18 protein-coding genes, 1 tRNA gene and 1 pseudogene are annotated in these 22,376 nt (G+C 69.7%); 11 read left to right on the forward strand and 9 right to left on the reverse strand.

The window, feature by feature from the left end:
- The first annotated feature begins 112 nt into the window (after positions 1–112).
- The 4 genes and pseudogenes from MMSR116_RS13280 to MMSR116_RS13295 form a co-directional block, all read left to right on the forward strand.
- Positions 113–1,249 (forward strand): CaiB/BaiF CoA transferase family protein, encoded by a 1,137-nt coding sequence (locus MMSR116_RS13280; protein WP_010682655.1) that lies wholly within the window; start codon positions 113–115, stop codon positions 1,247–1,249.
- 40 nt (positions 1,250–1,289) lie between these two features.
- Positions 1,290–2,039, forward strand: a complete 750-nt coding sequence (locus MMSR116_RS13285) for an SDR family oxidoreductase (RefSeq protein WP_010682654.1) — start codon at positions 1,290–1,292, stop codon at positions 2,037–2,039.
- Between the two features lie 10 nt (positions 2,040–2,049).
- A complete protein-coding gene (locus tag MMSR116_RS13290; RefSeq protein ID WP_010682653.1) occupies positions 2,050–3,198 on the forward strand; it encodes an acyl-CoA dehydrogenase family protein in 1,149 nt (382 codons plus the stop codon).
- 2 nt (positions 3,199–3,200) lie between these two features.
- Positions 3,201–4,025: pseudogene (locus MMSR116_RS13295) on the forward strand (FAS1-like dehydratase domain-containing protein); the annotation flags it as partial.
- A gap of 266 nt (positions 4,026–4,291) precedes the next feature.
- On the opposite strand, the gene MMSR116_RS13300 reads toward MMSR116_RS13295, so the two are convergent.
- Both MMSR116_RS13300 and ade read right to left on the reverse strand, forming a co-directional pair.
- On the reverse strand, positions 4,292–4,717 hold the full coding sequence (locus tag MMSR116_RS13300; RefSeq protein ID WP_010682651.1) for an organic hydroperoxide resistance protein: 426 nt from the start codon (positions 4,715–4,717) through the stop codon (positions 4,292–4,294).
- Positions 4,718–4,804: 87 nt separating this feature from the next.
- Positions 4,805–6,526: an adenine deaminase gene (gene ade / locus MMSR116_RS13305; protein ID WP_039892335.1), complete on the reverse strand. Its 1,722-nt coding sequence runs from the start codon at positions 6,524–6,526 to the stop codon at positions 4,805–4,807.
- A gap of 148 nt (positions 6,527–6,674) precedes the next feature.
- Between ade and ilvD the strand changes: the two genes are divergently transcribed.
- Entirely contained in the window at positions 6,675–8,504 is a 1,830-nt protein-coding gene (ilvD, locus tag MMSR116_RS13310; protein ID WP_010682649.1) for a dihydroxy-acid dehydratase, read from the forward strand.
- Here ilvD and MMSR116_RS13315 read toward each other — a convergent pair whose 3' ends face one another.
- From MMSR116_RS13315 to fcl, 3 genes are read right to left on the reverse strand one after another with little or no spacing between them, the layout of a single operon-like run.
- Positions 8,505–9,158, reverse strand: a complete 654-nt coding sequence (locus tag MMSR116_RS13315) for a GDSL-type esterase/lipase family protein (RefSeq protein ID WP_010682648.1) — start codon at positions 9,156–9,158, stop codon at positions 8,505–8,507. It abuts the gene before it with no gap.
- A 3-nt stretch (positions 9,159–9,161) separates the two neighbouring features.
- A complete protein-coding gene (locus tag MMSR116_RS13320) occupies positions 9,162–10,196 on the reverse strand; it encodes an SGNH/GDSL hydrolase family protein (protein ID WP_010682647.1) in 1,035 nt (344 codons plus the stop codon).
- A gap of 46 nt (positions 10,197–10,242) precedes the next feature.
- The gene (gene fcl, locus MMSR116_RS13325) at positions 10,243–11,214 is read right to left on the reverse strand and encodes a GDP-L-fucose synthase (RefSeq protein WP_010682646.1); all 972 of its coding nucleotides are present in this window, start codon (positions 11,212–11,214) and stop codon (positions 10,243–10,245) included.
- A 359-nt stretch (positions 11,215–11,573) separates the two neighbouring features.
- Here fcl and MMSR116_RS13330 point away from each other — a divergent pair, with 359 nt between their 5' ends.
- Positions 11,574–13,097, forward strand: coding sequence for a phytoene desaturase (locus tag MMSR116_RS13330; RefSeq protein ID WP_010682645.1), 1,524 nt, complete (start codon positions 11,574–11,576; stop codon positions 13,095–13,097).
- Positions 13,078–14,148 (forward strand): phytoene/squalene synthase family protein, encoded by a 1,071-nt coding sequence (locus tag MMSR116_RS13335; protein ID WP_010682644.1) that lies wholly within the window; start codon positions 13,078–13,080, stop codon positions 14,146–14,148. Before MMSR116_RS13330 ends, MMSR116_RS13335 begins: the two co-directional genes overlap by 20 nt.
- Before the next feature lie 22 nt (positions 14,149–14,170).
- Here the strand turns inward: MMSR116_RS13335 and MMSR116_RS13340 are convergent, their stop codons facing one another.
- Both MMSR116_RS13340 and hemC read right to left on the reverse strand, forming a co-directional pair.
- Entirely contained in the window at positions 14,171–15,037 is an 867-nt protein-coding gene (locus MMSR116_RS13340) for a PhzF family phenazine biosynthesis protein (RefSeq protein ID WP_010682643.1), read from the reverse strand.
- A 10-nt stretch (positions 15,038–15,047) separates the two neighbouring features.
- Entirely contained in the window at positions 15,048–15,971 is a 924-nt protein-coding gene (hemC, locus tag MMSR116_RS13345) for a hydroxymethylbilane synthase (protein WP_010682642.1), read from the reverse strand.
- 189 nt (positions 15,972–16,160) lie between these two features.
- On the opposite strand from hemC, the gene MMSR116_RS13350 reads away from it, so the two are divergent.
- Together MMSR116_RS13350 and MMSR116_RS13355 are read left to right on the forward strand one after the other, a co-directional pair.
- A complete protein-coding gene (locus MMSR116_RS13350; protein WP_010682641.1) occupies positions 16,161–17,078 on the forward strand; it encodes a metallophosphoesterase in 918 nt (305 codons plus the stop codon).
- Positions 17,079–17,140: 62 nt separating this feature from the next.
- The gene (locus MMSR116_RS13355; protein ID WP_010682640.1) at positions 17,141–17,602 is read left to right on the forward strand and encodes a hypothetical protein; all 462 of its coding nucleotides are present in this window, start codon (positions 17,141–17,143) and stop codon (positions 17,600–17,602) included.
- Positions 17,603–17,641: 39 nt separating this feature from the next.
- On the opposite strand, the gene MMSR116_RS13360 is transcribed toward MMSR116_RS13355, so the two are convergent.
- Positions 17,642–19,174: an acyl-CoA carboxylase subunit beta gene (locus tag MMSR116_RS13360; protein WP_010682639.1), complete on the reverse strand. Its 1,533-nt coding sequence runs from the start codon at positions 19,172–19,174 to the stop codon at positions 17,642–17,644.
- A gap of 144 nt (positions 19,175–19,318) precedes the next feature.
- Positions 19,319–19,393, reverse strand: a tRNA-Val gene (locus tag MMSR116_RS13365).
- Between the two features lie 177 nt (positions 19,394–19,570).
- Here MMSR116_RS13365 and MMSR116_RS13370 point away from each other — a divergent pair.
- Positions 19,571–19,912 carry a SelT/SelW/SelH family protein gene (locus tag MMSR116_RS13370; RefSeq protein WP_051072121.1) on the forward strand — a complete coding sequence of 114 codons (342 nt, stop codon included), beginning with the start codon at positions 19,571–19,573 and terminating at the stop codon, positions 19,910–19,912.
- Positions 19,913–19,967: 55 nt separating this feature from the next.
- On the forward strand, positions 19,968–22,184 hold the full coding sequence (locus MMSR116_RS13375; RefSeq protein ID WP_010682637.1) for a sensor histidine kinase: 2,217 nt from the start codon (positions 19,968–19,970) through the stop codon (positions 22,182–22,184).
- Positions 22,185–22,376 lie beyond the last annotated feature (192 nt).

Here is a 22,376-nt window from a genome sequence, read left to right on the forward strand (position 1 = left end):
ACGACGCCCTGTCATCGCGTCCGGCTTGGCATGGGCCGAGTGCGTTCCAGTTGAGCGCGCACCGGCCCCGCGGGGCTTGGATTCGGCGCTTGGATTCGGCCAGAGGACGCGGATGAGCCACAACCTGCCGCTGCGAGGCCTGACCGTCCTCGCCCTGGAGCAGGCGGTCGCCGCCCCCTACTGCACATCGCGGCTCGCCGATGCGGGCGCGCGGGTCATCAAGATCGAGCGGCCGGAGGGGGATTTCGCCCGTGGCTACGACGCGGCCGTCAACGGGCTGGCGAGCTACTTCGTCTGGCTCAACCGCGGCAAGGAGAGCCTCGTCGCCGACATCAAGGACCCGGCCGACGCACGGCTGCTCCACGCGATCCTCGCGCAGGCCGATGTCTTCGTGCAGAACCTCGCGCCCGGGGCAGCCGCCCGCGCCGGTTTCGGCGTCGCCGAGCTGCGGGCACGCCATCCGCGGCTGATCACCGTTGACATCTCCGGCTACGGCGCCGGGCATGCCTACAGCGACATGAAGGCCTACGACCTGTTGGTCCAAGCCGAGAGCGGGCTTGCCGGCATCACCGGCCACCCGGCGGGTCCGGGGCGGGTCGGCGTTTCCGTCTGCGACGTCGCCTGCGGGATGGACGCGCACGCGGCCGTGCTGGAAGCGCTGATCGCCCGCGGGATCTCGGGCCAGGGCTGCGCCCTGGAGGTCAGCCTGTTCAGCGGCGCGGCCGACTGGATGAACGTGCCGCTCCTCTACTTCGAAGGGACCGGACGCGCCCCGCAGCGGGTCGGGCTCGCCCATCCCACGATCTGCCCGTACGGCGCCTTTCCGACGGCCGACGGCAGCCTCGTGCTGATCTCGATCCAGAACGAGCGGGAATGGGCGCGCTTCTGCGACGGCGTCCTGGACGAGCCGGACCTCGCGACTGCCGAGGGCTTCGCCTCGAACAACGCCCGCGTGGCGAATCGCGCGGCCGTCGACCTCCGCATCGGCTCGGCATTGGTGCGGCTGACCCGCGACGGGGCGGCCGCGCGGCTCAAGGCGGCGGGGACCGCCTACGGTTTCGTCAATACGCTGGCCGACCTCACCACCCATCCCGCCCTCATCCGCGCCGAAGTCCAGACCCCGGCCGGGCCGGCCAGCATCGTGGCTCCGCCGGTCCTGATCGACGGGCAGGTCCGGGCACTGGGCCCCGTGCCCGGCATCGGCGCGCACAGTGCGCGCATCCGCGCGGAGTTCGCCTCCGCGCGCTGAAGACCTAGACTCGGGACACGAGAGAAAGCGGGAGGGGACGATGAGGCTCGACGGCAAGGTCGCGATCGTCACGGGCGCCGGTGGCGGCTTCGGGGCGGGCATCGCCGAGCGTTTCGCGGCCGAGGGGGCCGTGGTCGCCTGCGTGGATATCGATCGGGCGGCGGCGGAGCGTGTCGCGTCGGGGATCGGCGCCAAGGCCCTCGCCATCGGCGCGGATGTCGGCAGTGCCGCCGATGTCGAAGCCAGCATCGCGGCCACCCGCGAGCGCTTCGGGGTGCCGCACATCCTCGTCAACAACGCCGGCACGACGCACCGGAACAAGCCGCTCATGGAGGTGACGGAAGACGATTTCGACCGCGTGTTCCGGGTCAATGTGAAGTCGATCTTCCACTACGTCCGCGCCATCGCGCCGCTGATGCGCGACGCGGGCGGCGGCGTCATCCTCAACGTCAGCTCGACGGCGGCCCTGCGTCCGCGGCCGGGGCTGACGTGGTACAACGCCTCCAAGGGAGCGGCGAGCCTCGCCTCGAAGTCCCTGGCCCTCGAACTTGCGCCCTGGAAGATCCGGGTGAACGCCCTCTGCCCGGTGATGGGCGCCACCGGCCTCCTCGAGCACTTCATGGGCATGGCTGACACCCCGGAAAACCGGGAGCGGTTCATCGCCACGATTCCGCTCGGGCGCCTGTCGGAGGCGCGCGACATCGCGGCGGCGGCCCTGTTCCTCGCCTCCGACGAGGCCGAGTTCATCACCGGGGTCGACCTGCCGGTCGACGGTGGCCGCACGGCCTGAGGAGCGCGCGATGGAGTCGTATACCGAGATCCGCGAGGCTGTGGCCAAGCTCTGCGCGGGCTTTCCGGGCTCCTACTGGCGGGCCCTCGACCGGGAGATGGCCTACCCGACGGAGTTCGTGAACGCGCTCACCGAGAGCGGCTACCTCTCGGTCCTGATACCGGAGGAATACGGCGGCTCCGGCCTGCCGCTCTCGGCCGCCGCGGCGATCCTGGAGGAGGTGCAGCGGGCAGGCTGCAACGGCGGCGCCTGCCACGCGCAGATGTACACGATGGGCACCCTCCTGCGGCATGGCTCGGATGCTCAGAAGGCCGAATATCTGCCGGCGATCGCGGAGGGGCGCCTGCGGCTCCAGGCCTTCGGTGTCACCGAGCCCACCTCCGGCACCGACACCAGCAGCCTGAAGACGACGGCGCGCCGCGAGGGCGACCACTTCCTCGTCAACGGCCAGAAGATCTGGACGAGCCGCGCCGAGCACTCGGACCTCATGCTGCTGCTGGCCCGTACCACCCCGCGCGCCGACGGGATGAAGCGAACCGACGGCCTGTCGGTCCTCCTCGTCGATATGCGCGAGGCGAAAGGCAGCGGCCTCACCATCCGGCCGATCCGCACGATGATGAACCACGCCACCACGGAGGTCTTCTTCGATAACCTCCGGGTTCCGGCGGAGAACCTGATCGGCGAGGAGGGCAGGGGCTTCCGCTACATCCTGTCCGGCATGAACGCCGAGCGAATCCTCATCGCCGCGGAGTGCGTCGGCGACGCGAAGTGGTTCATCGACAAGGCGAAGGCCTACGCCGGTGACCGTACCGTGTTCGGCCGACCGATCGGCGCCAACCAGGGCGTCCAGTTCCCGATCGCCAAGGCCTACGCCAACATGCGGGCGGCGGAGCTGATGGTCCGCGAGGCTCTGACGCTCTACGAGGGCGGCGCCAATCCGGGCGCGGAGGCCAACATGGCCAAGATGCTCGCCGCCGACGCCTCGTTCGAGGCCGCCAATGCCTGCATTCAGACCCATGGCGGCTTCGGCTTCGCCGAGGAATACGATATCGAGCGCAAGTTTCGCGAGACCCGCCTGTATCAGGTTGCGCCGATCTCCACGAACCTCATCCTCGCCTACCTGTCCGAGCACGTGCTCGGCATGCCGCGCTCGTACTGATCATGACGGATCTCGCCGCCTGGATCGGCCGGATGCGCACCGCGTCCGACCTCGTCACGCCGCGCCTGCTGGCCGAGTTCCGCGCGACCCTCGCGCCGCATCTGGCGCCGGTCGCCGAGGGCGATGCCTGGCCGGCCTTGCACTGGTGCCTCGCCCCTGAGACACCGCCCGCGGATTCCCTGGGACCGGACGGCCACGCCGCGAAGGGCGGGTTCCTGCCGCCGGTCCCGCTGCCGCGGCGCATGTGGGCCGGCGGGGAGATCGAGACCGTCCAGGAGCTGCGCGCGGGCGAACTGGTGACGCGCACCGAGACCGTGCGGGACGTCGTCTTCAAGGAAGGGCGCAGCGGGGCTTTGTGCTTCGTCACCGTCGATCACGCGGTGGCGACGGAGCGCGGTATCGCGATTCGCGAGCGGCAGGACATCGTCTACCGCGAGGCGGCCTCGGCGCAGACCGGGCGCGCCGTCGAAGCCGAGCGCGACGACGCGGAAGCCTACGCGGCGGTCTGGTCCGTGCCGGCCACACCGACGCTGCTGTTCCGATACTCGGCGATGACCTTCAACGGCCACCGCTTCCACTACGACCAGCCCTACGCCACGCAGGTCGAGGGCTACGCGGACCTCGTCGTCCACGGACCGATGCAGGCGACGCTGCTGATGAACCTCGCGACGAAGCTGCTGGGTCGGGTGCCGCGGATCTTCCGTTACCGCGGCGTGTCACCGATGACCGCCAACCAGACATGTCGGGTCTGCGGCCGGCTGACGGGGCCAGAATTCGAGGGCGTGACGCTCGATGAGGCGGGCCGGGTGTGCATGCGGGGGCGGTCGGCCCGATTAGCGAATGCCGGACATACCCTGCATCTCGGCAAGGAGAGACGACGGCCTGATCTGCCGACGACGCGTGCCGTCATCGCGAGCGCAGCGAAGCGACCCAAAGCGGCGCCACGTGGGAGAACGATGCGCCGACTGGATTGCTTCGCTGCGCTCGCGAAGACGGTGATGGTCTGCATGCGCCGCCGGGGGCATGCGGGACGACGCGCAACTCCGCGTCGTCGAGCGGAGCCCCCGAGTGGCGGGCTCCGCAGGACCTGATCTCAGGCGAGCTTCAGGCCGACGCTGACGTTGCCGCGGGTGGCGTTCGAGTACGGGCACACCTGATGGGCGGCGTCCACGAGCTTCTGCGCGTCGGTCCGGTCGAGGCCCGGCAGGCTGATCGTCAGGTCGGCCGTGATGCCGAAACCGCCCTCGGAGCGCGGGCCGATGCCGACATCAGCGGTGACGCTGGTATCAGCCGGGACCTTGAGCTGCAGCGAAGGGGCGACAGCCTTCATGGCGCCGAGGAAGCAAGCCGAGTAGCCCGAGGCGAAGAGCTGCTCCGGGTTCGCGCCCGGGCCGCCCGCACCGCCCAGCTCCTTCGGGGTCGAAAGCTTGACCTCGAAGCTGCCGTCCGCGGTCCGCGCGGCGCCGTCGCGGCCGCCGGTGGCAGTGGCAGTTGTGCGGTACTTTACGTCTACGGACATAGCGAACTCCGGTATCGGGTTGGTAGGCGGCATCTAGGGTGTGGCGGGCATCCGCCTACCCCCATTTAAATTGCGCGCAATCTAATTTCAAGGATCGATCAGCGTGAACCGGTCGACATCGACCAACCCCCTGTCGGTGATCTTGAGATGGGGAATGACCGGCAGCGGCAGGAAGGCCACCTGCAAAAACGGCTCGGGCAGGACGACGCCGAGGCCGCGCGCGGCGGCCCTCAGTGTGACGAGGTCCCGCCGGATGACGTCGAACGGCATCAGGCTCATCAAGCCGGCGAGCGGGAGGGCGATCTCGGCGAGGACCTGACCGTCCGCGACCACCACGAAACCGCCCTCGATCTGGCCGAGGCGATTGACCGCCACGGCCATGTCGACTTCGTCCGCGCCGACCACCGTGATGTTGTGGCTGTCATGCCCCACCGACGAGGCGATCGCGCCCCGCTGCAGCCCGAAACCCTTCACGAAGGCGACCCCGATGCCGCGTTCGCCGGGTGCGGTCCGGCCGTGCCGCTCCACCACGGCGACCTTGATGACGTCCTGGCCGAGATCGATACGGCGCTCTCCGTGGGAGTAGGGCAGCGTCAGGTCGCACCGGAGCGTGATGATCTTCCCCGGGACAACGCCGATGACGGGCGTCGACGGCCCGGAGCCCAGGGCGGCGAAATCCGCGGCCGCGACGCGCCGTGCCCGCACGCTGCCGCGCCCGATCGGCGCCACGGGTGTGCGGGCGGCAAACAGGGTTTCGTCCACTGGCCGCCCGGCACTGATGACCCGCGAGACCGCGCAGGCGGCCAGATCGTCGAGCACCACGAGGTCGGCCCGCTGGCCGGGCGCCACGAGGCCGCGGTCGTGCAGGCCGAAGGCGCGGGCCGCCGACCACGACGCGGCCCGGTAAGCGGCGAGCGGCGGCGCGCCCAGCGCGATGGCCGTGCGGATGACGTAGTCGAGGTGGCCCTCCTCGGCGATGTCGAGCGGGTTCCGGTCGTCGGTGCAGAAGGCGAGGAACGGGGCCGTGCGCTCGGTTAGGATCGGCGCCAGGGCATGCAGATCCTTGCAGACGGAGCCCTCCCGGATCAGCACGGTCATGCCCTTGGACAGTTTTTCGAGGGCTTCTGCGGGCGTCGTCGCCTCGTGCTCCGTGCGGATGCCGGCCGCGATGTAGCCGTTCAGCGCCTCGCCGCGCAGGAGCGGCGCGTGGCCGTCGATGTGCCGGCCCTGGAAGGCCGCGAGCTTCGCCAGCACGGCCGGATCAGCCGCCAGCACGCCGGGAAAGTTCATGAACTCGGCGAGCCCGATCACCTTCGGATCTTGGGCGAAGGGCATCAGGTCGGCGGCCGTGATCCGCGCGCCGGAGGTCTCCAGATGGTCGGTCGCCGGAACGCAGGAAGAGAGCTGAACCCGCAGGTCCATCGCCAGGGTCCTGGACGACGCGAGGAACCACGCGAAGGCCTCGGTCCCCAGGACGTTGGCCATCTCGTGCGGATCGCAGATCCCCGTGGTGACACCGTGCGGCAGGACGCAGCGCTCGAATTCCTGCGGCGGCATCAACGAGGATTCGACGTGGAAATGCGTGTCGATGAAACCGGGCACCACGACCTTCCCGGTCAGGTCGATCTCGCATCGCCCGCGATAAGTGCCGAAGGTGCCGACGATCCGGTCGCCGCAGATCGCGATGTCCGACGGCACGAGGTCGCCGGTGACGAGATCGAGGAAGCGGCAACCCTTCAGCACGAGGTCGGCCTCGCCGCGGCCCTGCCCCTGCGCGATGGCGCGCCGGAGGAAATCCACATCTGTCATCGCGCCACCCGCATTGATTGGCGGCCATCCGCCGGGAGCTGCCATCCGCCAGGAGCATGCCATGCCTGCGTGCCCCTCGGCGACGCTTGCAGCCGCGGCGGTGCCGGCGCAGAAGCCGCCTCACCTTCGAACTGATCGGATCGTTCCGATGCCCGCTTATCGCTCCCGCACCACGACCCACGGCCGCAACATGGCCGGTGCCCGCGGCCTCTGGCGCGCCACCGGCATGAAGGATTCCGATTTCGGCAAGCCGATCATCGCCGTGGTGAACTCCTTCACGCAGTTCGTGCCGGGCCACGTCCACCTCAAGGATCTCGGCCAGCTGGTCGCCCGCGAGATCGAGGCGGCCGGCGGCGTCGCCAAGGAGTTCAACACCATCGCGGTGGATGACGGCATCGCCATGGGTCATGACGGGATGCTGTACTCGCTGCCGTCTCGCGAACTGATCGCCGATTCGGTCGAGTACATGGTCAACGCGCACTGCGCCGACGCGATGGTATGCATCTCGAATTGCGACAAGATCACCCCCGGCATGCTGATGGCGACCCTGCGCCTCAACATCCCGACGGTGTTCGTCTCGGGCGGCCCGATGGAGGCCGGCAAGGTTCAGCTGCCAGGCATCGCCAGGAAGGTCGACCTCGTCGACGCGATGATCGCGGCGGCCGACGACCGGATCTCCGACGAGGACGTCGCGGTGATCGAGCGCTCGGCCTGCCCGACCTGCGGCTCGTGTTCGGGCATGTTCACGGCGAATTCCATGAATTGCCTGACCGAGGCGCTGGGCCTCGCGCTCCCGGGCAACGGCTCGGTGCTGGCGACTCACGCCGACCGCCGGCGCTTGTTCGTCGAGGCCGGCCACCTGATCGTTGATCTGGCCCGGCGCCACTACGAGCAGGACGACGCGGGCGTGCTGCCGCGCGCCGTGGCGAACTTCAAGGCGTTCGAGAACGCCATGACCCTCGACATCGCCATGGGTGGCTCGACCAACACGGTGCTGCACCTGCTGGCCGCCGCCCACGAGGGCGAGGTGCCGTTCACCATGGCCGATATCGACCGCCTGTCGCGCCGCGTGCCGGTGCTGTGCAAGGTCGCCCCGGCGGTGGCCAACGTCCACATGGAGGACGTCCACCGCGCCGGCGGGATCATGGGCATCCTTGGCGAGCTCGACCGGGCCGGCTTGATCGACACGGAGGTCGGCAACGTCTCGGCCGGGACATTGGGCAATGCTCTCGCGCGGTGGGACGTGCGCGCGGCCCCCAGCGCGTCGGTGCAGACCTTCTATCGGGCAGCCCCCGGCGGCGTGCCGACCCAGGTGGCTTTTAGCCAGGAGTCCCGCTTCGACGAACTCGACCTCGACCGCGAAGGCGGCGTCATCCGCGACGCGGCGCACGCCTACTCGCAGGACGGCGGTCTCGCCGTACTGTTCGGCAACCTTGCCGAGCAGGGTTGCATCGTGAAGACCGCGGGTGTCGATGCCTCGATCCTGACCTTCACGGGGACGGCCCGGGTGTTCGAGAGCCAGGACGCGGCGGTGGACGGCATCCTGAACGGCAAGGTCACGGCGGGCGAAATCGTGCTGATCCGCTACGAGGGCCCTCGCGGCGGGCCCGGCATGCAGGAGATGCTGTACCCGACGAGCTACCTGAAATCGAAGGCGCTCGGGAAGGCCTGCGCCCTCGTCACCGACGGACGCTTCTCGGGTGGCTCCTCTGGCCTGTCGATCGGCCACGTCTCGCCGGAGGCGGCCGAGGGCGGCCTGATCGGCCTCGTGCGCGACGGCGACACGATCGCCATCGACATCCCGAACCGCAGCATCCGCCTCGAGGTGGAACCGGACGAGCTCGAGCGGCGCCGGGCCGCGCAGGACGCGGCGGGATGGCAGCCGGCGAGCCCGCGCAAGCGCAGGGTCAGCGCGGCCCTGCGCGCCTACGCGATGCTGACGACCAGCGCGGCGCGCGGGGCCGTGCGCCGGGTCTGATCACCGGACGCGGACGCCCAGGGCGGCGGTCGCAGCCGCAAGGCGTGCAAGACCGCGCCGCCAGAGCCCCGACGACGCGGCGGGCGAGGGTGCCGCTTCGGACGCCTTGCCCAGTGCCGACAGCATCAGGGGCTCGATTGCCGCGTAGCCGGCCGGGCTGAGATGCAGGCCATCGGTGCCGTACCGCTTCTGCAACCCTCCGGCCTTCGTCGCCAGCACGGCGTGATAGTCGATGAAGGTCGCGCCGTGCTCGTGTGCGTGCTCGCGCAGCCACGTGTTGACGGCGGCGATCATCGCCGGTGCGTTCTCGACCTCCGGGTTCCAGGGGATGCGCGCCGCCGGCATGATCGAGCCGACCCAGGCCTTCACCCCGAGGGCCCGCGCCTCGTCCAGCATGCCGGCGAGCGTCCGTGCGATCTCCTCGGCGGAGACGAAGAACCCTTCGTTGCGGCCGATATCGTTGACCCCGCAGAGGAGGTGGACGCCGTGCGCGCCGGTTTCCATCAGGTCGCGGCGGAAGCGCATGGTGATCCAGCGCGCCGTCTGTCCAGAGCCGCCGCGGGGGATCAGGTCATACGCCTCGAAGGTCGCGGCGCGATGGAAGCCCCACAGTTCGGTGATCGAGTCGCCGATGAAGACGATCGGCCCATCCATCGCCTAGGCGACGGGCCCGAGCGGCTTGCCGAGGGTGTCGGCCACTTCCTGCTGGAGCCGGTCGGCCATTCTCTGCCGGCCTCCGCCGTTCAGGTGGACGATATCGGTGAACAGGGCGTGGCGCTCATCGGCGAACATCCGACTGAGGTCTCGGACCGCGAAGGGCGTGTCCGGGCCGATCTCGGCGGCGAGCCGGTCGAGGACGCCCTCGAAGCGCGTGTACTGCCGGTCGAGATAGGCCAGGAACTCACCGGATGCGGTCGCGGCCTCGTCGCCCGCCCGCTCGGTCTTCCGGATCAGGGTGGGTTGAAGCAGGAAGCGGATCGGGGCTCCGATCCCGGGCGCCAGGCGCGCGAGCCGCTTGAGCCCCAGCTCGAACTGGCGCACCACCTCCCATTCCCAGATGTCCGACTGCCAGTTGGTCAGCGCCCGCAGGTTCTCCAGCCGCCCGAAGATCATGTCCTGCAGACGTTCGTAGGACAGTTCGGGCGCGTCGCCGCCGGTCTTCCTGGGATCGAAGATGAAGTCGTAGAGGCACTCGCTGGCGAAGTGATTGTAGGGATAGCCCGCGCGCGGATCGAAGCTCCAGGGCTGGAAGATGTCGGTGCCGCCGCCGACGATCAGGATCACGTCCGGCGCGAGATCCATCAGCCGGGTGGTGATCAGCGCGATCATCTGGTTGAGGCAGGCTGAGGTCACGCCGAAATTATAGGCGCGGGCACCGGGCCCGTGGACCCGCTTCAGGCCGGATTCCAGGCGACCGGGAATCGTGTCGGCGAAGACCTGTCCCTCGACCAGCGTGCTGTCGCCGACCACGAACACCCGCAGCGTCTCCGCCGGGCTGCGCGCCTCCACATGGACGTCGTTGCGGTAGCCGAGCGCGTCGTAGCGCCAGCCCGTCTCGGCCAGGGTCGCGAGCGGCTTCCCGGCGAACTGCACGTACGGTGCGGGGAAGCGGATGTTCGCGTCGAAGCTCTGGAAGTTCTTCAGGAACTTCCGCCGCGCCCGCTCGCTCTCGTCAGGCGGCTGCTGGTCCATGAGCCGTCTCCTCCCCGGCGGATGGTCAAGCGCAATCAGGCCGCGGTCAGCGCCGGAGCGTCGCGTGGTTCTCCAGGAACCACCGGTAGGTCTGGCGCAGGCCGCTCTCCAGCCCGATCTCCGGCTGCCAGCCCATGGCCTTCAGGCGCGACACGTCCATCAACTTGCGGGGCGTGCCGTCGGGCTTGCTCGCGTCGAACGCCAGCGTCCCCTCATAGCCGATCACCCGGGCCAGGGCTTCGGCCAGTTCGCGGATGGTGCAGTCCTCGCCCGTGCCGACGTTGATATGCGACAGGTCCGGCCGTGTGTTCTCCGCGTACGTGGCGTCGTCCATCTCCATGACGAAGACGCTGGCGCGGGCCATGTCGTCGACGTGCAGGAACTCCCGCATGGCGCGGCCCGTGCCCCAGACGGTGACGGTCGGTCGCCCGTCCTCCTTCGCCTCGTGGAGGCGCCGCATCAGCGCCGGGAGGACGTGGGCATTCTCGGGATGGAAATTGTCGTTGGGGCCGTACAGGTTGGTGGGCATCACGCTGCGGTAGCGACGCCCGTATTGCCGGTTGTAGCTCTCGCACATCTTAATGCCGGCGATCTTGGCGATGGCGTAGGGCTCGTTGGTCGGCTCCAGCACGCCCGTGAGCAGCGCGTCCTCGCGCATCGGCTGCGCGGCGTGCTTGGGGTAGATGCAGGACGATCCGAGGAACAGCAGCCGATCCACATCCGTCGCGTGCGCCGCGTGGATGAGGTTCGACTGGATCAGCAGGTTTTCGTGGATGAACTCGGCCGGATAGGTGTTGTTGGCGTGGATTCCACCGACCTTGGCGGCGGCGAGATAGACTTGATCGATCCGGTGCTCGGCGAAGAAGCGGTGGACTGCCGCTTGGTCGAGCAGGTCAAGGACGCTGCGGTCTGCGGTCAGGATCCGCTCATGGCCCGACCCGCGCAGGCGACGCACGATCGCGGAACCGACCATCCCCCGATGGCCCGCCACGAAGATGGTCTGACCCCGACCGTCCATTTTGCTTCCCGTTCCCACGTGAGCGCGCAGCATGCCGAGGCTCTATAGCCTCCACCGGGCGCGATATCGCCGCGCAATCACGCGTTTTCTGAGGCGCATGGCATCCGCGCAACGGCAGCGCCGTCGAGAACTCGCACGCGCGCGGCGCCCCGATCCCGACGATTGATGGTCTGCAACACTCCTGTGCCCGTCATGCCTTGCCGCGGAGGGTGTCGAGCGGGAGCGGCAGCCGATGCCGATGGGCAGTCTTCGATCGGCCAGATCTGTTCGCCCGCCGCCGGTGGGAACGGCGGCGGAGAGAGCCCACGTCGACAATTTCGAACTTGCGTGTCCGGATTTTGCCGCGCTAGTGTCAAGTTATGCTGACACTCGCGGTCGATCAGAGGGAAGCACAGGAGACGGACCGGCGACCCCATGCGGTGGTGATCGGGTCCGGCTTCGGCGGCCTCGCCGCGGCCGTCCGGCTCGGGTCGCGCGGCTACCGGGTGACAGTTCTGGAGCGCCTGGAGCAGCCGGGCGGCCGCGCCCGGGTTCACCGCCAAGATGGCTTCACCTTCGATGCCGGGCCGACCATCGTCACGGCACCGCAGCTGTTCGAGGAACTCTGGACCCTGGCCGGTCGCCGGCTGGCCGATGACGTGACGCTGGTGCCGATGGATCCGTTCTACCGGATCCGCTTCGCCGACGGCACGTCGTTCGCCTACAGCGGCGATCTGGAGCGGATGCGCGCGGAGGTGGCCCGCTTCGCGCCCGAGGACGTCGACGGATACGAGCGCTTCATGGCCCACAGCCGGGCGGTCTGCCGCATCGGCTTCGAGCAACTGGGCCACGTCCCCTTCGGCAGCGTCGCGTCGATGCTGAAGATCGCTCCGGATTTGCTGCGCCTGTCCGGGCACCGTTCGGTCTACGACGTGGTGGCGCGGTTCATTCGGGACGAGCGCTTACGCACGGTCTTCAGTTTTCACCCGCTGCTCATCGGCGGAAACCCGTTCCGGGCAAGCGCCATCTACTGCCTGATCGCCGATCTGGAGCGGCGCTGGGGCGTCCACTTCGCTCTGGGCGGCACGGGGCAGCTGGTGGACGGGCTGGTGCGGCTGATCCGCGGACAGCGCGGGCGGGTGCGCCTGGGCGTCGACGTCGCCCGAATCCGGGTGGAGCGCGGGGCGGCCACGGGGGTCGAGCTCGCCAGCGGCGAGATCATCGCGGCCGACCTCGTGGTTTCCAACGCCGATTCCGCCGTGACCCATGCGCAGCTCCTGCCGCAGGCCCAGCGCTGGAGCCCAGGCCGGTTCCGCCGCGCCCGCTCGTCCATGGGTCTGTTCGTCTGGTATTTCGGCACGAAGCGCCGCTACCCGCAGGTGGACCACCACACGATCCTCCTGGGACCCCGCTACCGGGGACTGTTGACCGACATCTTCGACCGCAAGGTCCTTGCCGAGGATGCCAGCCTCTATCTCCACCGGCCGACCGCCACCGATCCGAGCCTCGCGCCTCCGGGATGCGATGCCTTCTACGTGCTGGCACCCGTGCCGAACCTCGCGGGCGGCCAAGACTGGCAGGCGCTCGCCGAGCCGTACCGGCGCCGCATTGCCCGGATCTTGGAGACCAGCGTGCTGCCGGGCCTGTCGGATGCCATCGTCACGTCGCACGTGACGACGCCGCAGGACTTCCAGGACGACTTCCGGAGCTATCGCGGCTCCGGTTTCGGGCTGGAGCCGGTCCTCACCCAGTCCGCTTGGTTCCGCCCGCACAACCGGTCGGGCGCCGTGCGCAACCTCTATTTGGTCGGTGCCGGCACCCATCCGGGCGCCGGACTTCCCGGCGTGCTCTCGTCCGCCCGCATCCTCGACAGCGTGGTCCCCGATGCCCGCGTTACCGCCTGAATTCGCCGCCGCGGCGGACCGCTCCGCCTGCCGCGCCGCGATCCGCGCCGGGTCGCGGAGCTTTTTCGCGGCCGGGCAACTGCTCCCGGGCGACGTGCGCGAGGCCGCCTATGGTCTCTATGCCTTTTGCCGGCTCTCGGACGACCTCGTCGACGAGGCCGCGGGATCCGCCGACCGGCATGACGCGGTGGCGCGTCTGACGGATCGGATCGGGCGCGCCTATGCCGGCCAGCCGGTGGACGCGCCGGCCGATCGCGCATTCGCGGAGGTCGTGACCACCCACGCCATCCCCGAGGCCCTGCCGCGCGCCCTGATCGAGGGATTCGCCTGGGATGCGGACGGGCGGCGCTACGCCGATCTTGAGGCGCTCCAGGCCTACGCGGCGCGGGTCGCCGGGTCGGTCGGCGCCATGATGGCGCTGATCATGGGCGCCCGGAGCGCCGACGCCCTCGCTCGCGCCTGCGACCTCGGGGCGGCCATGCAGCTCACCAACATCGCCCGCGACGTGGGCGAGGATGCCCGGATGGGCCGTCTCTATCTACCCCTCAACTGGATGGCGGAGGCGGATCTCGACCCCGAGACGTTCCTGGCCGATCCGCGACCGAGCCCGGCCCTGGCGGCTCTCGTGGCGCGGCTGCTCGCCGAGGCTGACCGGCTCTACGCCAGCGCAAATGCCGGCATCGAGGCCCTCCCGCCCCGCTGCCGGCCGGCGATCCGGGCCGCGAGTCTGATCTATGCCGAGATCGGCCGGATCGTCGCCGCGAACGGCTTTGATTCGGTCTCCGGCCGTGCCCGGGTCACGGCAGGCAGGAAGCTTGCGCTGATCGCCCGCGCGACCCGGCCGCATCGGGTCGGATCCGATCTCGGGGCGCCGGCTCTCCCGGCGGCGGCATTTCTGATCGAGGCGGTCACGTCTGAGCCGCACGGCGGCCTGCGCCCGCGCGCCGCTCTGCGGCCCTGGTGGGACTTGGGTGGACGGGTCGTGCACGTCCTCGACCTGATCGAGCGGATGCGCGAGCGGGAGGCGTTCGGCCGCTCGGCCCCGTCGTAAGGCTCCGCCAAACGCCGAGTCGTCAGCGCGCTGCCGCGCGTACGTCGCCTTCGAGCAGGCATCCGGTGGGCCGGCCATCCGCGAAGCCGGGACGGACCCGGATCTCAGACAGCCGGCCCATGGCCCGGCCCTGAAAGATGCGGATCGGTCGATCGTCGGCCGCGATGAGGCGATCCTCCAGTAGTCCGAAGGACAGCGCTGCCGCGGCGATCCCAGTGGCGGCGTCCTCCAGGTAGCCGGATGCACGGGGGAACTGCCGCGCTTCGAAGAGCCGGGCGGGGCCGTCCAGGACGGCGTAGGGATAGAGCCCCGTCGATCCGATGCGCGCGCAGGCGGTCTCGATCGCGCCGGCCTCCGGCGTCAGTGCGTTCAGCGCCGCCGCGTCGCGCATCGGCACCAGGGTCTTTACCCGGGACGTAACGGCGTTGCGGATCTGCCGCTCGGCCAGCGTCGCCTGGTCGATCCCGAGCGCCGCCAGCACCGCCGTCTCGTCCTCCTGCGAGAGCGACCGGACGCGACCGGCCGGCTGCGTGATCGAGACAGCCCATTGATCCGCCCCGCGCGGCGCGACGAACCCGGTCACCGACCCGCTGGCGGTGGCAATTCGCACCGGCGTAGCGGGCAGCCGACCCTGGCGAGCAAGCACCCAGAGCATCCCGATCGTCGCGTGGGCGCACATCTCCATCTCGTGGTTGGGCACGAAGAAGCGGAAGCGCAGGTCATGCGAATCGTCCTCGGCCGGCAGCACGAAGCCCGATTCGTGGCCGTAGCGCGCCGCGATCGCCCGCATGTCCTCGGCGTCGAGGCCGACAGCATCCGCGACAACCGGGCACGGGTTGCCGCCGCGCCCCTCGTGGGTGAACACGTCGACCACGGTCACCGCGGACATCAGGCTGCCCTCACTGGAGGTGACGGGCGTAGGTATCGCCAGCTGCCGCCTTCAGGGCTGCCCCCGCATCGCGCCCGATGCGCTCGGCATCTGCGGCGAGGCCCTGGCGGGAGACCGCCCAGTGCCGGCTGCCATCCGGCAGGAACAGCAGGCCATCGAGCGACAGGTTCTCGCCCTCGATCCGCGCGAGGGCGGCGATCGGCGTGCGGCAGGACCCATCGAGCTCGGCGAGGAGCGCCCGCTCGGCCGTGATCGCCGTCGTGGTGCGAGCGCAGGCGATGGGCGCCAGAAGTTCGCGGATCGCGGCGTCGTCCGTCCGGCACTCGATGCCGAGAGCGCCCTGCGCGACGGCCGGCAGCATCTCATCGACGGGCAGGATGCTGCGCGCCATGCTCTCCAGGCCGAGGCGCTGAAGCCCGGCGAGCGCGAGCAGCGTGGCATCGCACTCGCCGGCCTCGAGCTTGCGCATCCGGGTGTTGGCGTTGCCGCGGAGCGGGACGACGCGCAGGTCGGGCCGCCGCATCAGCACCTGCGCCCCGCGGCGCAGCGACGAGGTGCCGACGCGCGCGCCCTCGGTCAGGCCCGCCAGACCGTCCGCGTGCGGTGACAGGAAGGCGTCCCGCGGGTCGTCGCGTTCCAGGATGCACGCGATGGTCAGCCCGTCGGGGAGCCAGGTCTCGACGTCCTTCATGGAATGCACGGCGACATCGACGTCGTCGGCGAACAGGGCCTGTTCCAGCTCCTTGGTGAACAGACCTTTGCCACCGATCTCGGAGAGCGGGCGGTCGAGGATCTTGTCGGCGACGGTGGTAACGACGACGAGTTCGATCTCGAGCCCGGGATTGGCCGCCACGATCCGGTCACGCACCATCCCGGTCTGCGCGAGCGCCATCGGGGAGCCGCGGGTGCCGATGCGCAGGGGGCGGTTCAACATTGGATCTGAGGTCACTTCGCTCGACGGGAGATGCCTTATAGACCGGCTGCGGCGTCAAGCCATGGTCCGGCCCGGATTTCAGACTTCTTGAACCATCCCCATGTCAGAATGGAGGGGGCCGCCCCGGGTTCGCAGAATTATCCTTCGAGCCGGGCAGCCACACGATCGAGGGGCCACGGGACCAACGCCATGCTGATTCTGCCGAGTCGACGGCAGTTCCTGACGGGTCTCGGGGCGGGGGCCGGCCTCGTGGCCGCGACGGGCGTCTACGCCTTCGATGTCGAGCCGCTGCACCGGCTGGTCGTCACGCCCTACGCGCCGACCTTGCCGGGCTGGGATCCGGACCTGCGCCTGCGGATCGCGGTGCTGGCGGATTTCCACGTCTGCGAGCCGTTCATGCCCTTCGACCGGGTAGCCGAGATCGTAGACGCCACGAACGCGCTGGAGCCGGACCTCATCCTGATGCTCGGCGACTACCCGGCCGGTCGGATCGCGTGGCGCAAGCTGCCGCTCACCGATTTCGCCCGGATCGTCGAGGGCCTGAAGGCGCCGCTCGGCACGCACGCGATCCTGGGCAACCACGATTGGTGGGACGACCACGCGGTGCAGCGCGCCCGACGCGGGACCCCGGCGGTGAAGAAGCTGCTTGAAGCGCGCGGCATCCCGGTGCTTGAGAATCAGGCCGTGCGCCTCGTGAAGGACGGACGGCCGTTCTGGATTGCCGGCCTCGCCGACCAGCAACCGTTCCAGAAGACCTGGGAATGGGTGAGCTTTGCCGACGTGCCGCGCACCCTGGAGGCCGTCACCGACGCGGCGCCGGTGATCTTGATGGCGCACGAGCCCGACATCTTCATGAAGATCCCCGAGCGCGTCTCGCTCACGCTGGCCGGGCACACGCATGGCGGACAGGTCCGAATCCTCGGCCGTGCGCCCGCGATCCGCAAGGTCCATGGGCACGATTACTCCTACGGCCACGTGGTGCAGGACGGCCGTCACATGATCGTGTCCGGTGGGTTCGGGATGAGCCGGATCCCCGTCCGCTTCGGCGTGCCGCCTGAGATCGTGCTGCTGGACCTCGGGCAGACGGACCGCACCCCCGCCGCCTGAGCCGGCCGCGCCGGAACGCCGCGCCCGTCGTTTTCCGGATCGAGGCGCGCTAACTCGCTCGGATGCGCGCCCTGCTCCCCATCCTCGCCGTCGCGGCCCTCGTGGCCGGTCATGGATCCGCCGCTGCGCAGTCCTGCAACACGCTCATCGACAAGGTGACGGCGGAGACCGCCGCAAAGATCGCCGAACGCCGCAGCGACTACGCGAGTTTCACCGCCGGTCCGGACATGACGCTGACGCTCGCCTGCGGCAGCCCGGACCTGTCCTCGGTCGGAGCCCAGTTCCGCGGCGCGAGTCCGCCTGACACCTACTACGATCTGTTCGGCCACGCCGGACATGCGGTGACCGGCATCGATGCGGCGGTGATCACGGAGGCGGCGCACCGCGCCCAGGCTGTCGCGACCAAGCTGCGCCACAGCAACGTGGACCTTGGCGGGGCGCGGGTGACCTGCTCGGCGATGGTCTCGCCCGACAAGGGGCCTCTGACCCTGTGCGCCGTGATCGAGCACAGCGACCGGAGCTGAGGCCGACGGCTCAGCCCGCCGACCCCCGCGCGGCCCGCACTACAGCGGGATGTTGTCGTGCTTCTTCCAGGGCTGCTCCATCTTCTTGGTGCGGAGCATGCCCAGCGCCCGGGCGATCCGGCGACGGGTCGAGTGCGGCATGATCACCTCGTCGATGTAGCCGCGCTCGGCCGCCACGAAGGGTGAGAGGAACCGGTCCTCGTACTCGCCGGTGCGCGCCGCGATCTTGTCCGGGTCGCCGAGTTCGCTGCGGAAGATGATCTCCACCGCGCCCTTGGCGCCCATGACGGCGATCTGCGCTGTCGGCCACGCGTAGTTCACGTCGGCGCCGACATGCTTCGAGGCCATGACGTCGTAGGCTCCGCCGAAGGCCTTCCGGGTGATGATCGTCACCAGCGGCACGGTCGCCTGCGAGTAGGCAAACAGCAGCTTCGCGCCGTGCTTGATCAGACCACCGTATTCCTGAGCCGTGCCCGGCAGGAAGCCCGGGACGTCGACGAAGGTGACGATCGGGATCTCGAAGGCGTCGCAGTAGCGCACGAAGCGCGCCGCCTTGCGCGAGGCGTCCGAGTCGAGCACGCCCGCCAGGACCAGCGGCTGATTGGCCACGAAGCCGACCGTGCGCCCCTCGATCCGGCCGAACCCGGTGATGATGTTGCGCGCGTAGGCCGCTTGGATCTCGAAGAAGTCGCCCTCGTCCACGACGCGACGGATCAGCTCGCCCATGTCGTAGGGCTTGTTCGGGTTGTCCGGGATTAGCGTGTCGAGGGAGGCGTCGAGACGGTTGACATCGTCGAAGCTCTCCAACTCGGGAACGCCGTCGATGTTGTTGGCCGGAAGGAAGTCGAGGAGGCGGCGGATCTGGAGGATGGCCTCCACGTCGTTCTCGAAAGACCCGTCGGCGATGGATGACTTGGTGGTGTGAACCTTGGCGCCGCCGAGTTCCTCGGCCGTGACCACTTCGTTCGTAACGGTCTTGACCACGTCGGGGCCGGTCACGAACATGTAGCTCGTATCGCGAACCATGAAGATGAAGTCTGTCATGGCCGGCGAATAGACGTCGCCGCCCGCGCAGGGGCCCATGATCACCGAGATCTGCGGGATCACACCCGAGGCCATGACGTTGCGGCGGAATACCTCGCCGTAGCCGCCGAGCGCCGCGACACCTTCCTGGATCCGGGCGCCGCCGGCATCGAAGATGCCGATGATGGGGGCGCGCATCTTGAGCGCCATGTCCTGCACCTTCACGATCTTCTGCGCGTGCGCCTCGGAGAGGGAGCCGCCGAAGACGGTGAAGTCCTTGGAGAACAGGAAAACGGTGCGGCCGTTGATGGTGCCCCAGCCGGTGACGACGCCGTCGCCCGGGATCTTCTGCCGCTCCATGCCGAAATCGGTTGAGCGATGCTGAACGAACATGTCGAATTCCTCGAACGACCCGTGGTCGAGGAGGAGTTCGATGCGCTCCCGCGCCGTGAGCTTGCCGCGCTTGTGCTGGGCCTCGACGCGCTTCTCGCCGCCGCCGAGGCGGGCCTGCGCCCGGCGTTCTTCGAGCTTGTCGAGGATATCCTTCATCGCTGTTTCCGCCCTTCCCCTGCCGGTGCCCGTCGACCCGGATGGGGCCGGGTCCAAGCTTATGCATTCTCCGATCGTGCGCCCTTAGCACGGGCCAATCGGGTGGCAAACCGACGCTTTTGTCAGAACTTTGGGGGAGGCAGATGGTGGACGGTGCAGGGATCGAACCTGCGACCTTTCCCGTGTGAAGGGAACGCACTACCGCTGTGCTAACCGTCCGTACCGGCACACGCCTTGCGCTCGCCCGCGCTCGAAAGTGCGGCGACCCGGTGGCTGGCCTTCTAGGGCGCGGCGGGCCGGCACGTCAAGCGCGGGGCGCGACTGTCCTGCAGGCGGACGCGGCACCGCGCGTTGTCTACGGTTGACAACGCCGCCGGCCCGGTGCGCTGTGCCATCATGCACGAGGGGCCAGCGAGCGTGACGCCCGGCAGCGACGTTTCGGCAGAGGGCGCAGCGCGGTCCGGACGGCCGCGCGTGGCCATCACCTACTGCACGCAGTGCAACTGGCTGCTCCGCTCAGCCTGGATGGCGCAGGAACTGCTCTCCACCTTCCGCGACGACCTGGGCGAGGTGGCGCTGATCCCGGCAACGGGCGGCGCCTTCCGCATCGAGCTCGGCGAGGCGCTGCTGTGGGAACGGGTGCGCGACGGCGGCTTCCCCGACGTCAAGGCGCTCAAGCAGCGCGTGCGCGACCACCTCGACCCGGAGCGCGATCTCGGCCATATCGACCGGTCATGAGGCGCGGCAACAGCCAGGTGCCCGCGGGATGCCGCGGGCCGGGGACGGGCCCCGCTTGAGTCCGGATCACCAGACCGAGGGCGGCGGGGTGCCCGCGCTCATCCCGGCGCGCGGATCCTGGCTGTCGCGCCGGCTCCGTCGCTTCCGGGGCAACGGCTTCTCGACGCAGGTCTACCTGATCGCGCTCGTCATCGCGCTGATCGGCCCGGGCCTGCTGTTCACCAGCATCCTGCTGATGCGCTACGCCTCGGCCGAGCGGGCGCGGTTCGAGCAGGACGCGCGCGAGAACGTGCGCGGCATCGGCCTCTCGCTGGATCGCGACACGGCCGGCCTGGTCTCTGTTCTGCAGACCCTGGCCACCTCGCCGCGGATCCGCCAGGGCGACTTCGAGGCCTTCGACGCGCAGGCGCGGCTCGTGCGCGAGTCGATCGACCTCGATGTCCTGCTGCGCCGGCCGAACGGACAGGAGGTGGTCAATACCGGTGTTCCACGCGGTGCCCCGCTGCCAGTGGTCGCGCTTCCATTCGATCAGGAATTGGCCCTGGGCGCCCAGCGCGCCATGGTGAGCGGTTACGTGCCGGGTCCGACCCCCGCCGAGGCCACCTATGCCGTCGGCGTGCCCGTCATGATGGACGGCGAGGCCGCCTACATCCTCAGTTTCACCGTGCCGCTCTCCCGCCTGCAGGGCATCCTCTCGCGGGAGGTCGTGCCGGGCTGGACCACCGGGATCAGCGACCGCAACGGCATCGTGCTGGCCCGCCTGCCGGATCCGGAGGCCGTGATCGGCCGCCCGCGCCTCGCCAGCCTTAGGCAGGTCCAGTCGGCCACGCCCGGCGTCTGGGAGGGGCAGGACCGCCAGCACAAGCCCGTCGTGGTCATCGAGGCGCGCTCGCGGCTCACCGCCTGGATGGTCGCCACCAGCATCCCGCAGGCGCTTGTCGACGCGCGGGTGCGGCGCTGGATCTGGGCCTTCGCGGGCTTCGGCCTGCTGGTGCTCGCCACCTCGTCGGTGCTGGCGGTGAACCTCTGGTCCCGCGTCTCCCGGCCGCTGCGCCTCCTGGCCGCCTCGGGACCAGCGCTGGCGCGCGGCGAGGCCATCCCGCGGGTGTCATCGCCGGTGCACGAGATCGAGCGGCTCGGCACGGTGCTGTCGGACGCCTCGCTGCGGCTGCGCACCCGGGAGGAGGAGCGCGACCAGGCGCTCGCCGACACGCGGCGCGGCCTGACGGCGCTGAGCGAGAGCGAGGCACGCTTCCGCCACATGGCTGATTCGGCGCCAGCCCTGATCTGGATGACCGACGAGACCGGCGCGGTCAGCTTCGCGAACCTCCACTTCGAGCACCTGTTCGGGATGCCGGCCGCCGAATTCGCCGATGACGGCTGGCACCGGATCGTCCATCCCGACGATCTGGACTCGTTCCGCGCGGCCTTCGCCGAGGCGTTCGACGCCCGCAGCCCGTTCCGCCTCGAGGTCCGGGTCATCGACAAAGATGGCGTGGTGCGCTGGCTTCAGTGCGAGGGCGTGCCGCGGCTCGACGACGACCACAACTTCCTCGGGTATACCGGCTGCAACATCGACATCTCGGAGGCGAAGAACGCCGAGGAGCATCTGCTGCTCCTGATCCACGAGCTGAATCACCGGGTGAAGAACACCCTCGCGACGGTGCAGTCGATCGCCGCCCAATCCCTGCGCGGCCTGGAGGGCGCCGAGGCCGACGCGGCCCGGGCCGCCTTCGAGGCGCGTCTCCTGGCACTCGCCCGCGTCCATGACGTGCTGACCCGGGAGAGCTGGGAGGGCGCGGAGCTGTCGGCCGTGGTCGCGGACGCCATTCGGCCGCTGGAGGCGACCGACGGACGCGCCTCGCGCTTCCGGGTGGTGGGGCCGGCCCTGCGCCTGCCGCCGCGGCTCGCCCTCTCGATCGCCATGGCGCTGCACGAACTCGGCACCAACGCGGTGAAATACGGCGCGCTCTCCAAAGAGGGCGGCTGCGTGGAGATCTCGTGGACGGTGCGCCGCGAGGCGGAAACGGTGCTGTACCTCCGTTGGGCCGAGAGCGGCGGTCCCCCGGTGAAGAAGCCCACCCGCACCGGGTTCGGTTCACGCCTGATCGAGCGCAGCCTCGCCCGGGAGCTCGCCGGCGACGTCAGTCTCTCCTACGAGCCGAGCGGGGTGGTCTGCACCATCAACGCGCCGGTGCCGGCCCCGGGCCTCCTGGAGCGGAAGGGTGTCGCGGCGCCCGCCCGGATCGCGCCGCTGCCACTGGCGGGGTAGCGGGCGGCGGAGACACGCGGTCAGAGTCCGCACTGTCATTCCGGGGCGCTACAGGCGAGCCCGGACCCGAAGGGGTACGCCGGAGGCGGGCAATCCAGAGCCGCCGACGGCACCGATCTCGTAACAGGCTGCGGTCCTGGGTTCCCGGCCCTGCTTCGCAGTCCCGGAATGACGAATTTGTCTACCGAGTGA

The sequence above is a fragment of the Methylobacterium mesophilicum SR1.6/6 genome, assembly GCF_000364445.2.
Classification (GTDB): Bacteria; Pseudomonadota; Alphaproteobacteria; order Rhizobiales; family Beijerinckiaceae; genus Methylobacterium; species Methylobacterium mesophilicum_A.